The sequence below is a fragment of the Sphingomonas radiodurans genome, assembly GCF_020866845.1.
In the GTDB taxonomy this organism is placed as follows: Bacteria; Pseudomonadota; Alphaproteobacteria; order Sphingomonadales; family Sphingomonadaceae; genus Sphingomonas; species Sphingomonas radiodurans.
The window spans coordinates 2,469,232-2,481,861 of the sequence record NZ_CP086594.1 but is presented as its reverse complement, the minus strand read 5'-3'; the positions used below and the strand labels follow the sequence as shown (position 1 = coordinate 2,481,861).

At 66.1% G+C, this 12,630-nt stretch carries 14 protein-coding genes; 3 read left to right on the top strand and 11 right to left on the bottom strand.

Annotated elements, in window-relative coordinates:
- Positions 1–183, top strand: a complete 183-nt coding sequence (locus LLW23_RS11535) for a hypothetical protein (RefSeq protein WP_228945655.1) — start codon at positions 1–3, stop codon at positions 181–183.
- Between the two features lie 226 nt (positions 184–409).
- Here LLW23_RS11535 and LLW23_RS11530 read toward each other — a convergent pair whose 3' ends face one another.
- From LLW23_RS11530 to gltX, 9 genes are all read right to left on the bottom strand, one after another.
- On the bottom strand, positions 410–1,777 hold the full coding sequence (locus LLW23_RS11530; RefSeq protein WP_228945653.1) for a cytochrome P450: 1,368 nt from the start codon (positions 1,775–1,777) through the stop codon (positions 410–412).
- 63 nt (positions 1,778–1,840) lie between these two features.
- Positions 1,841–2,725 carry a bestrophin family protein gene (locus LLW23_RS11525; protein WP_228945651.1) on the bottom strand — a complete coding sequence of 295 codons (885 nt, stop codon included), beginning with the start codon at positions 2,723–2,725 and terminating at the stop codon, positions 1,841–1,843.
- A 96-nt stretch (positions 2,726–2,821) separates the two neighbouring features.
- Positions 2,822–3,241: a 6,7-dimethyl-8-ribityllumazine synthase gene (gene ribH / locus LLW23_RS11520; protein WP_228945649.1), complete on the bottom strand. Its 420-nt coding sequence runs from the start codon at positions 3,239–3,241 to the stop codon at positions 2,822–2,824.
- A 154-nt stretch (positions 3,242–3,395) separates the two neighbouring features.
- Positions 3,396–4,547: a 3,4-dihydroxy-2-butanone-4-phosphate synthase gene (gene ribB / locus LLW23_RS11515; RefSeq protein WP_228945647.1), complete on the bottom strand. Its 1,152-nt coding sequence runs from the start codon at positions 4,545–4,547 to the stop codon at positions 3,396–3,398.
- Positions 4,531–5,145, bottom strand: coding sequence for a riboflavin synthase (locus LLW23_RS11510; RefSeq protein WP_228945645.1), 615 nt, complete (start codon positions 5,143–5,145; stop codon positions 4,531–4,533). Before LLW23_RS11510 ends, ribB begins: the two co-directional genes overlap by 17 nt.
- On the bottom strand, positions 5,127–6,086 hold the full coding sequence (gene ribD / locus LLW23_RS11505; protein WP_228948555.1) for a bifunctional diaminohydroxyphosphoribosylaminopyrimidine deaminase/5-amino-6-(5-phosphoribosylamino)uracil reductase RibD: 960 nt from the start codon (positions 6,084–6,086) through the stop codon (positions 5,127–5,129). The genes LLW23_RS11510 and ribD overlap by 19 nt, the downstream gene beginning before the upstream one ends.
- A gap of 35 nt (positions 6,087–6,121) precedes the next feature.
- Positions 6,122–6,469 (bottom strand): hypothetical protein, encoded by a 348-nt coding sequence (locus tag LLW23_RS11500; protein WP_228945643.1) that lies wholly within the window; start codon positions 6,467–6,469, stop codon positions 6,122–6,124.
- Between the two features lie 144 nt (positions 6,470–6,613).
- Positions 6,614–7,270 (bottom strand): energy transducer TonB, encoded by a 657-nt coding sequence (locus tag LLW23_RS11495; RefSeq protein WP_228945642.1) that lies wholly within the window; start codon positions 7,268–7,270, stop codon positions 6,614–6,616.
- 99 nt (positions 7,271–7,369) lie between these two features.
- Entirely contained in the window at positions 7,370–8,695 is a 1,326-nt protein-coding gene (gene gltX / locus LLW23_RS11490; RefSeq protein WP_228945640.1) for a glutamate--tRNA ligase, read from the bottom strand.
- Positions 8,696–8,815: 120 nt separating this feature from the next.
- Here gltX and LLW23_RS11485 point away from each other — a divergent pair, with 120 nt between their 5' ends.
- Positions 8,816–9,751 (top strand): ribose-phosphate pyrophosphokinase, encoded by a 936-nt coding sequence (locus LLW23_RS11485; RefSeq protein WP_228945638.1) that lies wholly within the window; start codon positions 8,816–8,818, stop codon positions 9,749–9,751.
- A 31-nt stretch (positions 9,752–9,782) separates the two neighbouring features.
- Here the strand turns inward: LLW23_RS11485 and LLW23_RS11480 are convergent, their stop codons facing one another.
- The gene (locus tag LLW23_RS11480; RefSeq protein ID WP_228945636.1) at positions 9,783–10,034 is read right to left on the bottom strand and encodes a PilZ domain-containing protein; all 252 of its coding nucleotides are present in this window, start codon (positions 10,032–10,034) and stop codon (positions 9,783–9,785) included.
- A 98-nt stretch (positions 10,035–10,132) separates the two neighbouring features.
- Entirely contained in the window at positions 10,133–10,669 is a 537-nt protein-coding gene (locus LLW23_RS11475) for a sterol desaturase family protein (RefSeq protein ID WP_408642042.1), read from the bottom strand.
- A gap of 49 nt (positions 10,670–10,718) precedes the next feature.
- Here LLW23_RS11475 and LLW23_RS11470 point away from each other — a divergent pair, with 49 nt between their 5' ends.
- A complete protein-coding gene (locus LLW23_RS11470; RefSeq protein WP_228945632.1) occupies positions 10,719–12,311 on the top strand; it encodes a lysine--tRNA ligase in 1,593 nt (530 codons plus the stop codon).
- Positions 12,312–12,630: the final 319 nt, after the last annotated feature.

Genomic DNA, 12,630 nt, shown 5'->3' with positions numbered 1-12,630 from the left:
GTGTCCGAAGAACCCAATGAGATTCTCGCCGCTGCCGTCGCCGCCAAGGAGCGCGCGCTTGCCGCCAAGGAAGCCAGGCGCGCCCGCAAGAGCTGGGATCTGGGCAAGATCGGGCTCGGCGTCGGGATCGGCTCAGCCGCCGTCGCCGCCGCGGTGATCTTCGCGAACCGCAACAAGGATTGATCGCACACACCGTCATGCCGGCCTCGTGCCGGCATCCACCGATCCGCGAGTCCAACAGCGTAGGATGTGCTGCACGGTGGATGCCGGGACGAGCCCGGCATGACGACCGAAACCGATCGACGCCCCGCCACGTCGTCACCCCGGACTTGATTCGGGGTCCCGCTGCCTTGGCCTGAGTGAAGAAGAAGCGCGATCCCGGATCAAGTCCGGGATGACGACAGACACTTCACACCGGCACGAACGTCACCGGCAGCCCATCCTTCGGCTTCGGGATTGGGAAGATCTGCCAATCCTCCCCCGCGCCCGGCGCCAGCTCGATACGATACCGGCTCAGCAACTGCGCCATCAGGATGCGGATCTGCATCGTCGCGAAGTGCAGCCCGATGCACATATGCGCGCCGCCGCCGAACGGCACCCAGGCGAAGCGATGCCGCCCCTTCGACGCTTCGGGCGAGAAGCGCATCGGGTCGAACCGCTTGGGATCGGGCCAATGCTCGGGCATGTGGTGCGTGTATGCGGTGTTGACGCCGACGAATGTGCCCGCCGGAATGTCATACCCGCCGAAGCTGAAATCGCGTAATGCGCGGCGCGGAATCGACGGCACCGGCGGCATCAGCCGCAGCGATTCCTTGAACGCATATTCGGTCAGCACCAGCCGGTCGAGCTGGCCATACGGCACCGACCCGTCGTTGCTCCCCAACTCCGCCACTTCGGCGCGCAGTTTCTCCTGCCACTCGACATTGCGGCCAAGCAGCATGACGAGGCTCGTCGCCGACGAGGTGATCGTGTCGTGCGCCGCCATCATCAGGAAGTTCATGTGATCGACGATCGCATCGGCGGGCAGCGGCACGCCATTCTCGTCGGTCGTGCGGCAGAATTGCGAGAAGAAATCCTGGCCCGTGCCGTTGCGCCGCGCCGGGATCTCGCGCGTGAAGAACTCGACCAGATATTCGCGCGCCTTCACGCCCTTGCGCATCGACGTGCCCGGCAGCGGCGTGCGGATCGGCGAGACCGACGCCTGCACCTCGTCGACGAACGCCTGGTTGATCTTCGCCGCCTCGTCGCCGAGCGGCACGCCCAGGAAGCTCGTCGCGGCGAGATCCAGCGTCAGCGCCTTGATCGCACTGTAGAAGTTGATCGGCTTGTTCGCCCAATCGCCGACCTGCGCCGCGACGCCCGCGTTCAGCTCGTCGGCATAATGCTTCATCGGCTCGGGCTTGAATGCCACCGACAGCGCCTTGCGATCGGCGCGATGCTTCTCGAAATCCATCAGCATCAGGCCGCGCGGGAAGACGAGGTTGAGCACCGGGCCCCAGCCCTGTTCGGACGAGAAATTCTTGTCCTTGTCGAACAGCACCAGCTCGTTGGCATCAGGCCCGAGCAGCACTACCGAATCGCCACCGAAGCTGTTGTTGCGATAGACGGTGCCGTGCTTCGCCACCATCTTCTTGGTGAAGGCCAGCGGGTCCTTCAGCACCTCGAACGTATTGCCGACAATCGGCCATCCGCGCTCGCCCGGGATCGCCTTCAGCGACGATCGCGGGTTGAGCGGCAGCCAATGTGGGTTGCCTTCAAGCGTATGAGCATATGGCACGGTGTGGGTCCCCTTGCGGCTTACTTACACGAGTATAAGTAAGCCGGGAAGATTACGCCATCCCTACCACAAGATCCCTTTCACCGGCTGTACCGGCCCAGGGGCCTGATCTCCGATCGCCTCGAGCAGGTCGATCTCGATCGTGCGGCACATCGCGTTCAGCGGCACGTCGTGGACCGTATTGGCGAATGGATCGACCAGGTCGTCGCCGATCTGCAGGATCGCCAGGAACATCAGCCCCGCGATCGTCGACCCCACCGGCGTCGCGATCCCCAACGTCTCGACCAATCCGATCGGCAGCAGGATGCAAAATAGCCGCGTGAAGAACGTCGGAAAGAAGCGGTACTGGTTGGGCAGCGGGGTGTTCTTGATCCGCTCCATCCCGCCCTGCGCATTGGCGATATCGACCAGCAGCCCCTCGAAATGCGCTTGCTGAATGGTGTCGATCAGCCCGGCGCGCCGCGCATCGTCGATCCGCCGCGACGTGCCGTCGAGAATGCCGTTGGCGATATTGGTTCGTGCCAGCGCCGGCTCCGCTTCGCCACGCGACAGGAAGCGCAACACTTCGGCATCGGCCGGCAGACGGCGCAGCTGGCAGCGCAGCGCGTTCACATAAGCGATCTGCCGCAATACGATGGTGCGCTTTAGATCACGCGCCGGGTCCTCGGGCAGCATGTTGCGCGCAGCGCGCGACAGGCTGCGCGAGGCGTTGATCATCAGCCCCCACAGCCCGCGCCCTTCCCACCAGCGCTCATAAGCGGAATTGTCGCGAAACCCGAGGAACAGCGCGAGTGCCGAACCGAACAGCGTTAGCGGCAGCGATGGCGCGACGAACGGCGAATACAAATACGTCGCGGTGACGATACAGTCCCACACGAACAGGCCGGCCAGTGGACGCCAGACGTCGAGGAGGATCGAGCGCAGGCGTGGAGAAGCAGTGACGATCATGAAATGCTCGGCTCAAATTTGCGGGACGTGATTAGCCGCCCCACTACGCTTGACCAAGACATCGGGTCCGTAACGAAAGATTACGCGAGGCGAGCCTCAGCCGAGCCGTTCCTTCAGATCGAGCATCGCGAGCGCCGCCTGCGCCGCGCCGCCGCCCTTGTCGAGCTGCGCCGGATCGGCACGGCGGAGCGCCTGCTCCTCGTTCTCGGTGGTCAGGATGCCGTTGCCGATCGCAATGCCATCCATCGTCAGCGCCATGATCCCGCGCGCGCTTTCGTTCGAGACGATCTCGAAATGATAGGTCTCGCCGCGGATCACCACGCCGAGCGCGACGAACGCATCATAGCGATCGCTTTCCGCCGCCAGCGCGATTGCGCCGGGCACTTCGAGCGCACCCGGCACGGTGAGCACCTCGGTGCGATGCCCCGCGGCTTCGATCACCGCACGTGCGCCGGCGATCAGCATGTCGTTGAGATGATCGTAGAAGCGCGCCTCGACGATGAGGATATTGGCCATGTCTGTCTCCAGTATCCTCCCCGGCACGGGGAGGGGGACCATCGCGCAAGCGATGGTGGAGGGGGCTCGATCCTGGGCGATTCACGCGTGGAGAGCCCCCTCCACCACGCCGCTTCGCGTCGCGATTCCCCTCCCCGTTCCGGAGAGGAGCCGCTTACTCCCCGCCGGTCCCCGGGATCGGGCGCTCGCCGACGATCGACAGGCCATAGCCTTCGAGCCCGACCAGCGTGTGATGCGTGTTGGTCAGCAGGATCATCTCCTCGACGCCCAGATCCGCCAGGATCTGCGCACCGACGCCATAGTCGCGCAATTCCTCGACCTCGGGTGCGCCGGCGCCCTTGCCCTCCGCGCGCAGCTGCATGAAGCGCGTGACGACGCCCTTCATCGGCCGGTTGATCACTACGATCACGCCCGCGCCTTCCTCCGCGATCAGCTCCATCGACTTCGACAGCAGCCCGGATCGCTCGGACGTCTCGCCGAACATATCGACGAAGAAGCTCGCGGTGTGCATCCGCACCAGCGTCGGCTTGTCGGGGTCGATCCGGCCCTTCACCAGCGCGATCGTTTCGTCACCGGTCGCCTTGTTGTGGAAGGTCATCGCCTTCCACTGCCCGCCCCACTTCGATTCGAACGCCATTTCGGCCTTCTTCTCGACGAGGTGATCGTAGCGGCGGCGGAACGCGATCAGGTCGCGGATCGTGCCGATCTTCAAATTGTGGAGCTGCGCGAAGGCAACGAGGTCGTCCATGCGAGACATCGTCCCGTCCTCGTTCATGATCTCGCAGATCACGCCCGAAGGATTGAGCCCGGCAAGCCGCGACACGTCCACCGCCGCCTCGGTATGCCCGGCACGCACCAGCACGCCGCCGTCGCGCGCGACCAGCGGGAACACATGCCCCGGCGTCACAATCTCATCGCGGCTCTTGGACGAGTCGATCGCCACCGCGATCGTGCGCGCCCGGTCAGCAGCCGAAATGCCCGTCGTCACCCCGTCGCGCGCCTCGATCGAGACGGTGAACGCCGTCTCGTGCCGCGTGCCGTTGTGCCGGCTCATCAGGTCCAGCCCGAGCGCGTCGATCCGCGACTTGGTCATCGCAAGGCAGATCAGTCCACGGCCGTGGCGCGCCATGAAATTGATCTTCTCCGGCGTCGCCATCTGCGCCGGGATCACCAGATCGCCCTCGTTCTCGCGATCCTCGTCATCGACCAGGATGAACATCCGGCCATTCTTCGCCTCGTCGATGATCTCCTCAGGCGACGAGAGGAAGGCGTGGCGCAGTCGCGCGAGTTCAGCGGGCTTTGGCACGATAATGCTCCATGCGTTGGAGGTAGCGGGCGAGCACGTCGATCTCGATATTGACTGCGCTTCCCTGCGCGAGATCGGCGAGCGTGGTCACTGCCTGGGTATGCGGGATGATGTTGACCGCGAAATGCGTGGCTCCATCGTCGGCATCGGTCACGTCGTTGACGGTCAGCGACACGCCGTCGACGGTGACCGACCCCTTGGTGGCAAGAAACGGCGCCAGATCGCTCGAAACGCGGAAGGAAACGCGCTTCGAATCGCCGTCGGAGCGGATCTCGATCACCTCCGCCACGCCATCGACATGGCCCGTCACGATATGCCCGCCAAGCTCGTCGCCCAGCTTCATCGCGCGTTCCAGGTTGAGCCGCCGCCCTTGCGTCCATTGCCCCTGCCCGGTGCGATGGATCGTCTCGCCCGACACGTCGAACGCCAGCCACTGCGGCCCCTTGTCGACGACGGTGAGGCACACGCCCGAACAGGCGACTGAGGCGCCCAGATCGATTTCGGCGGTGTCGTAAGCGGTGGCGACGACGACGCGCGTGTCCCCACGCGTCTCGACGCGCGTAACCTCTCCGACGTCGGTTATGATCCCGGTGAACATCGCCGCCGCTCGTAGACCTCGAGCCGGTCGCTGCCAAGCATCCGCGCGTCAGTGAGTGTCCAGCGCCGGTGCGCCTCCGAAAGCGAACCTAGCCCGATGTCGCCGAGCGCTGGCCGCCCGCCGCCGATCAGGATCGGTGCGCGATAAAGTAACAGCCGATCAACGAGATCCGCCGCGAGGAAGGCCGACGCCACCCCCGCCCCGCCCTCGACGAACAGATGGTCGCCCGGAAGCCGCGCGATCGCGCTGGGCGAGTCGATCCAGATCGCATCGCCCGCACCCGGCCCGCGCGACAGCACCACGCGCACCGGCGATCGCGACTCGAGCCCCGGCAGCCGCACGTCGAGCACCGGCCGGTCCGCCTCCCACGTCCCACGGCCGACGAGGATCGCCTCATGCCGGCTGCGTTCGAGATGCACATGCGCGCGCGCTACCGCACCGGTGATCCAGCGGCTCTCGCCATCCGCACGCGCGATACAGCCGTCGAGCGACGTCGCGAGCTTCAGCGTCACACGCGGACGGCCATGCGCGAGTCGCGTCAGAAACCCGGCCATCGCCGCGCAAGCGTCATCCGCCCGCACGCCACTGGCGGTCGCAAGCCCAGCCTCAGCGAGTCGCGCGAGCCCCTTGCCGTCGGTACGCGGATCGGGATCCCCCGCGGCAGAGACAACGCGCGCGACGCCAGCGGCGATAAGAAGATCCGCGCAGGCCGGCCCGCGAGACGAGACATGCGCGCACGGCTCCAGCGTCACATAAGCGGTAGCGCCGCGCGCCGCATCACCCGCCTCGGCCAGTGCCACCGCCTCGGCGTGCGGCCGACCGCCGGGCTGGGTCCAGCCGCGGGCGACCACCACACCATCGCGAACGATCACGCAGCCCACCGAAGGATTGGGGCTCGTCCGCCCCCGCCCGCGCGCCGCTAACGAAAGCGCCGCCCCCATCCACCGCGCGTCACCGGCCGTGGCCGCGCTGCTGGTCAGATGCCCCACGATTCGAGCTTGTCGTCGAGCCGCTTGAACTGTGCCCGCAACTCGTCCTGGCGCTTCTTCTCCGCATCGATCCGCGCCTGCTTGATCGGCGCGTCAATCGCCTGCTGCGCCTTGATCTCAGCGTCGGTCCGATCCAGCCGCCACTGCTGCACGTAAATAATCTGCGGCCGATATTCCTTCTCGACGCCCGAGTTCTTCCAGAAGCCGGTCAGCAGCGCCGTCGTCGCCAATATTGCCAGGAAGAAGAAGACCAGCTCGTGCCGTTCCCGCTGCTGCAGGAAAAAGCGCAAGTCACGCACCGCGCGGAGCGGGCTCATGCGGGCGAGGAATTGCATGAGGATAATATAGGGAGTGGGGCGCCGTTGGGCCAGTCCCGAAGCCCCGCCACCCCTTACTCCGTCATGCCGGGCTTGTCCCGGCATCCACCGTCCCGCAAGCTCATCGGCCGAAGAATACGGATGCCGTGACAGGGCAGATGCCTACGACTCCAGCACGAACCGCACCGTCATCACCTGGCTCGCCTCCACCGGAGCACCATCGCGTGTCGCCGGGCGAAAACGCCACTTCGCCAGCGCCTGCTGGCGCGTGGCGCGGCAGAAGTCGTCGCTCGTCGCGCTGACGCACTCCACGGCGGTGACACGACCGTCGATCCCGATCGTCACCCGCACGCTCGCCTTGCCCTCGCGCTCGGCACGACGTTCGCCGGGCGGATAGGCCGGCTGCAAGTCGCGGATGTAACGCGGATCGATCCGCGCCTCTATCAGCACGGGCGGCGCCACCGGCGGATCGACCCGTACAGCCTCACCCGGCGGCAGGGGTGGCAGCGGAGGCAGTGGCGGCTGCGGCAACACGAACCCATCGCTAGTCGTCGAGACGATCGGGTCGACAGCGATGATTGGATCCTGGCGAGACGGCGAAGGCTTGTTGGCCTCGGGCTTCGTCTCGGGCGGCTGGATCGGCTTGGGCGGGGGATCAGCAGGAATGCTGATAATCTGTAGCGGCCCGTCCTTCTCCACCACCTCGAACACCGGGCTGACGAACATCAGCGCGCCGATCAGCGCAGCGTTGATGCCGATGGCGATGGTCAGGCTGCCGGGCTTGATGCCCTCCGGCCGGGCATGACGATCAGCGTACATGATTCCTCTCCTCGAAATGCTCCTTCTCGGGTCTTGTCGCCCGTACAGTGATGTTACATCATTACTTTGCCGTAGCAAGCGGCATTCCCGCCGCCGCGATCACGCCTGTTTCAGCCGCTCGATCGCTCGCTCGCGCCCGATCAGGGGCAGCAGCGCCGCCATATCCGGCCCATGATCGCGCCCGGTCAGCGCGCGGCGCAGCGGCAGGAACAGTGCCTTGCCCTTGCGTCCCGTCGTATCCTTCAGCCGCGCCGTCAGCGCGTGCCACGGGTCGCCGTCCCATTCGATCGCCTCGGCCGCCACCGCCGCCGCGGCAAGATAGTCGGCATCCTCGCCCGCCGGCACCGCGTCGATCGGCCCCTCGACCACGCCCCACCAGTCCGCCGCCTCGGCGATCGTCGATAGGTTCGGCCGCACCGCCTCCCAGCCCGCCCGCGCCATCCCCGCCGGCAAGCGCGCCGCAACCGCGTCGAACTCAAGTTGATGGACGAGTCGCGCGTTTGCCTGCGCCAGCTCCACCTCGTCGAACCGCGCCGGCGCCCGCCCGAACCGCGCGAAGTCGAACGAAGCGATCAGCGGCTCCATGTCCGCCAGCGGCTCGACCGGATCGCTCGTCCCGAGCCGCGCCAGCAGCGCGCGGATCGCCTGCGCTTCGATCCCCTGCTCGCGCAGCTGATCGACCCCCAGGCTCCCCAGCCGCTTCGACAATTTCCCCTCCGCCCCGGTCAGCAAGGCCGCATGCGCGAACGTCGGCCGCGCGCCGCCCATCGCATCGAACATCTGGATCTGCAGCGCGGTATTGGCGACATGATCCTCGCCGCGCACGACATGGCTGATGCCAAGGTCGATATCGTCGATCGCCGACGGCAGCATGTAGAGCCACGATCCGTCCGCGCGCCGCACGACGGGATCGCTCATCGTCGCCGGCTCGAACTTCTGATGCCCGCGCACCAGATCGTCCCACTCAACCGCCGCATCGTGATCCAGCCGAAAGCGCCAGTGCGGCCGCACGCCGTCGGCGTCCAGCGTCGCGCGATCCGCGTCGCTCAGCGCCAGCGCCGCACGATCATATACCGGGGGCAATCCGCGCCCGAGCTGGATCTTGCGCTTGAGATCCAGCTCTTGGCTCGTCTCATAGGCCGGATAGATCCGCCCCGCCGCCACCAACTCGCCGAACCGCGCCTCGTACAGCGCAAACCGTTCGGACTGCCGCACCTCGCCATCCGGCGCGAGCCCCAGCCAGCCAAGATCGGCCCGAATCGCCTCGACGAACCGCTCCTCGCTCCGCTCCGCATCAGTATCGTCGATCCGCAGCAGGAACCGCCCACCATTCGCCCGCGCGAACATCCAATTGTGGAGCGCGGTACGGATATTGCCGACATGTAGCCGCCCGGTAGGCGACGGCGCGAAACGGGTGGTGATCATGGCTCCGGCGGTTAGGCCGGACGGCCGTGTTCCGCAAACCGCGCGATCAGAAGGCCAGTCGCACGATTGCAACACGGGACCGCGCCGCTAATGGGGCAGCGACGAACGAGGGCGCGACGCATGAAATTGATGACCGGCAATTCGAACCTGCCGCTGGCACGCGATATCGCCTCCTATCTCGAGATCCCGCTGACGCAGGCGCTGGTGCGGCGCTTTGCCGACGAGGAGATCTTCGTCGAGATCATGGAAAACGTCCGCGGCGAGGACGTCTTCATCGTCCAATCGACCAGCTATCCGGTCAACGACAACCTCATGGAATTGCTGATCTGCATCGATGCGCTGAAGCGCGCGTCGGCCAAGCGGATCACCGCCGTGCTGCCGTATTTCGGCTATGCCCGGCAGGATCGCAAACCCGGCCCGCGCACGCCGATCTCGGCCAAGCTCGTCGCCAATCTCATCACCACCGCCGGCGCCGACCGCGTGCTCTCGGTCGATCTCCACGCCGGGCAGATCCAGGGCTTCTTCGATATCCCGACCGACAATCTGTTCGGCGCGCCGGTGATGTCGGCGGATATCCACGCGCGCTTTGGCGGCAAGAACCTGATGGTCGTCTCGCCGGATGTCGGCGGGGTGGTGCGCGCGCGCGCGCTCGCCAAGCGACTCGACAATGCTCCGCTCGCGATCGTCGACAAGCGCCGCGAGCGCGCGGGTGAGTCCGAAGTCATGAACATCATCGGCGATGTCGAAGGGCGCTTCTGCATCCTGATCGACGATATCGTCGATTCCGCGGGCACGCTCTGCAACGCCGCCGCCGCGCTCAAGGAAGCCGGCGCCGAGGATGTCGTCGCCTATGTCACGCACGGCGTGCTCTCGGGCGGCGCGGTGGCGCGGGTCGAGGGATCGGTGATGCGCGAACTGGTGATCACCGATTCGATCGGCAACAAGGAAGCGATCGGCGCCGCCAAGCGCATCCGCCACCTGACGATCGCGCCGCTGCTGGCCGAAGCGATCCGCCGAATCGCGGACGAATCGAGCGTGTCGTCGCTGTTCGATTGAGGCGGTAGCGCCGCGGCGCCAGCGCCAGTCCTTATCCGTTACCCAGCGCCACGATGTGATCGAACACCGCCGGATGCAGCGGCTTCGTGAAGGCGCAGCCGTAGCGGAACTTGTCGCGCCACGCGACCACCGCCTCCAAGCCCGCAAGACCCGGCAGCGTCAGCCACACGGTCGTGCCCGGCCACAGGGTGAAGCTCGTCTGCGCGCGGAAGCCGGTGACCGACAGGTCGACCACTTCGATCTCGAAGCGCGTCGTGCCGCGGTCACGCAAGTGAGCGCGCATTTTCACGGCCTTGCGCAATGCGCGGCGGCTCTCGTCGCTCTCGCCTGGGATCGGAAGGGAAGTAGCGGGGTCCATCCCCGCCTTATCGACCCAAAGGGTTACTTTTCCGCAAACGTCTCGAGCGCCTGCCCTGCCCGCGCCGCCCGCGGCGCCCGCACGCCCTCACGCCCGCGGCGCTTGAGCTCAGCCTTCAGATCCTCGGGCTTTGGCGCGATCAGGAAGCCGAAGCTCACCGTCCCGTGCTTCGTGCCGACGACATGGTGCAGCCGGTGCGCCTGAACGATCCGCCGCATGTAGCTCGATCGCGGCAGGTAACGCGTGCGCACCCGCTCGTGGACGATCACGTCGTGGAAACCGAAATAGATCGCGCCATAGGCCGCAATCCCGCCGCCGATCCACGCAAAACCCGGCCACCAGTCGAACTGCACCCCGCCGGCGATCAGCACGATCGACGGGATCGCGAAGATCACGCCGTACAGATCGTTCAGCTCAAACCGACCTGTCCGCGGCCGATGGTGGCTTTCATGCAGGAACCACCCCGGCCCGTGCATCACCCAGCGGTGCATGACGTAAGCGAAACCCTCCATCAGCGCGACGGTGAGAAGCAACAGGAGTAGGCCGGTCCAGATCGACATATCGTGCATATAGCCACGCCGGTCTGTCATCGCTACGTCGCACCGCACCATGACCGAAGACTCTTTCGACACTGACCGGCGCACCGCCGCCCTCGACTCCAAGGCCTGGCCCTATGAGGAGGCGCGCAAGCTCCTGAAGCGCTGGCCCGATGGCAAGCCAGGTGATGCACCGATGCTGTTCGAGACCGGCTACGGCCCCTCAGGCCTGCCGCATATCGGCACCTTCCAGGAAGTGCTGCGCACCACGATGGTCCGCCGCGCCTATGAGGAGATGACCGGCCGCCCGACCCGCCTCGTCGCCTTCAGCGACGACATGGACGGGCTGCGCAAGGTGCCCGACAACGTCCCCAACAAGGAAATGCTTAGCCAGCACCTCGGCAAGCCGCTGTCGCGCATCCCCGATCCGTTCGGCAAGTTCGAAAGTTTCGCCGCGCACAACAATGCGATGCTGCGCGACTTCCTCGATCGCTTCGGCTTCGACTACGAATTCGTCTCGTCGACGGACTATTACACCTCGGGCCGCTTCGACGACCAACTCCGCAACGTCCTGCGCAATTACGATGCGATCATGGCGGTGATGCTGCCCACGCTGCGCGCCGAGCGCCAGGCGACCTATTCCCCCGTCCTCCCCGTCAGCCCCACCACCGGCGCGGTGCTCCAGGTGCCCGTCACCGTCGTCGATGCCGACGCCGGGCTGATCCGCTTCACGGATACCGACGGCGCGACGGTCGAACAGTCGATCCTGCGCGGCCAGGCCAAGCTGCAGTGGAAGCCCGATTGGGGCATGCGCTGGGCCGCGCTCGGCGTCGATTACGAGATGTACGGCAAGGATCTGATCGACTCGGGCGTCCTCGGCGGCAAGATCGCGCAAGTCCTCGGCGGGCGGAAGCCCGAAGGGCTGATCTACGAGCTGTTCCTCGACGCGAAGGGCGAGAAGATCTCCAAGTCGAAGGGCAATGGCCTGTCGATCGACGAATGGCTCACCTACGGCCCCGACGAGAGCCTGTCCTTCTACATCTATCGCGAGCCCAAGAAGGCCAAGTCGCTCCACCTCGGCCTCATCCCGCGCGCGGTCGACGATTACTGGCAGTTCCGCGCCAATTATCCGGCGCAGAGCTGGAAGGAGCGGCTCGGCAACCCGGTCCACCACATCCACGGCGGCGACGTGCCGGCGGAAACGCTGCCCGTCACCTTCGGGCTGCTGCTCAACCTCGTCGGCGTGATGGGCGAAGGCGCCGCGCCCGAACAGGTGTGGGGCTATCTCGGCAACTACCTGCCCGACGCCAGCGCGCAGGCGCACCCCGAGCTCGACCGCATGATCGGCTACGCGCTCGCCTACCACCGCGACTTCATCGCCCCAACGCTGAAGCGCCGCGCCCCCGCGGGGATCGAGGCAGCGGCACTCGAGCGGCTAGACGCGGATCTCGCCGCGCTGGGCGAGGACGCGTCCGCCGAGGACATCCAGAATGCGGTGTACGAGATCGGCAAGAGCGGCGGGTTCGCCGAGCTGCGCGACTGGTTCAAGGCGCTCTACGAAACGCTGCTCGGATCGAGCCAGGGCCCGCGCATGGGCAGCTTCATCAAGCTCTACGGCGTCGCAAACACCCGCCGCCTGATCGGCGAGGCGCTGGCGCTGGATTAGGTCACGAGCCGGCGACATCTCGAGATCGTTGCCAGTAGAAAACGTTTCGCTTGCAAAACGAATGAACCCGTCATCTTCCATGCACAGCGTCGCTTCGACGTTCAATGCAAGGTCGATGACGGATGCAGTCAAGACCACGCTATATCGCCGCGCGAGATTATCACGCGCACCGGGCATGCGCCGAACGCAGGGCGGCATTGGCGGCCCGAACTAGTGCTGCCCGTCGTGCGCATCTCGCGCTGGCGCTGCATCACGAGTTCGCCGGCTATTGCGTTCGCTTGAGGCGCCGCGGCACTGTCGATCCGAGCCACATCGGCCC

Excerpts from the sequence above, each read along its gene's own strand:
- ribD (WP_228948555.1), bottom strand. The coding sequence starts at position 6,086 with ATGGGGGCGGCGCTTTCGTTAGCGGCGCGCGGGCGGGGGCGGACGAGC.
- LLW23_RS11480 (WP_228945636.1), bottom strand. The coding sequence starts at position 10,034 with ATGCGCGCTCACTTGCGTGACCGCGGCACGACGCGCTTCGAGATCGAA.
- LLW23_RS11475 (WP_408642042.1), bottom strand. The coding sequence starts at position 10,669 with ATGTCGATCTGGACCGGCCTACTCCTGTTGCTTCTCACCGTCGCGCTG.
- LLW23_RS11495 (WP_228945642.1), bottom strand. The coding sequence starts at position 7,270 with ATGTACGCTGATCGTCATGCCCGGCCGGAGGGCATCAAGCCCGGCAGC.
- gltX (WP_228945640.1), bottom strand. The coding sequence starts at position 8,695 with ATGATCACCACCCGTTTCGCGCCGTCGCCTACCGGGCGGCTACATGTC.
- LLW23_RS11500 (WP_228945643.1), bottom strand. The coding sequence starts at position 6,469 with ATGCAATTCCTCGCCCGCATGAGCCCGCTCCGCGCGGTGCGTGACTTG.
- LLW23_RS11525 (WP_228945651.1), bottom strand. The coding sequence starts at position 2,725 with ATGATCGTCACTGCTTCTCCACGCCTGCGCTCGATCCTCCTCGACGTC.
- LLW23_RS11470 (WP_228945632.1), top strand. The coding sequence starts at position 10,719 with ATGACCGAAGACTCTTTCGACACTGACCGGCGCACCGCCGCCCTCGAC.
- LLW23_RS11510 (WP_228945645.1), bottom strand. The coding sequence starts at position 5,145 with ATGTTCACCGGGATCATAACCGACGTCGGAGAGGTTACGCGCGTCGAG.
- ribH (WP_228945649.1), bottom strand. The coding sequence starts at position 3,241 with ATGGCCAATATCCTCATCGTCGAGGCGCGCTTCTACGATCATCTCAAC.
- LLW23_RS11485 (WP_228945638.1), top strand. The coding sequence starts at position 8,816 with ATGAAATTGATGACCGGCAATTCGAACCTGCCGCTGGCACGCGATATC.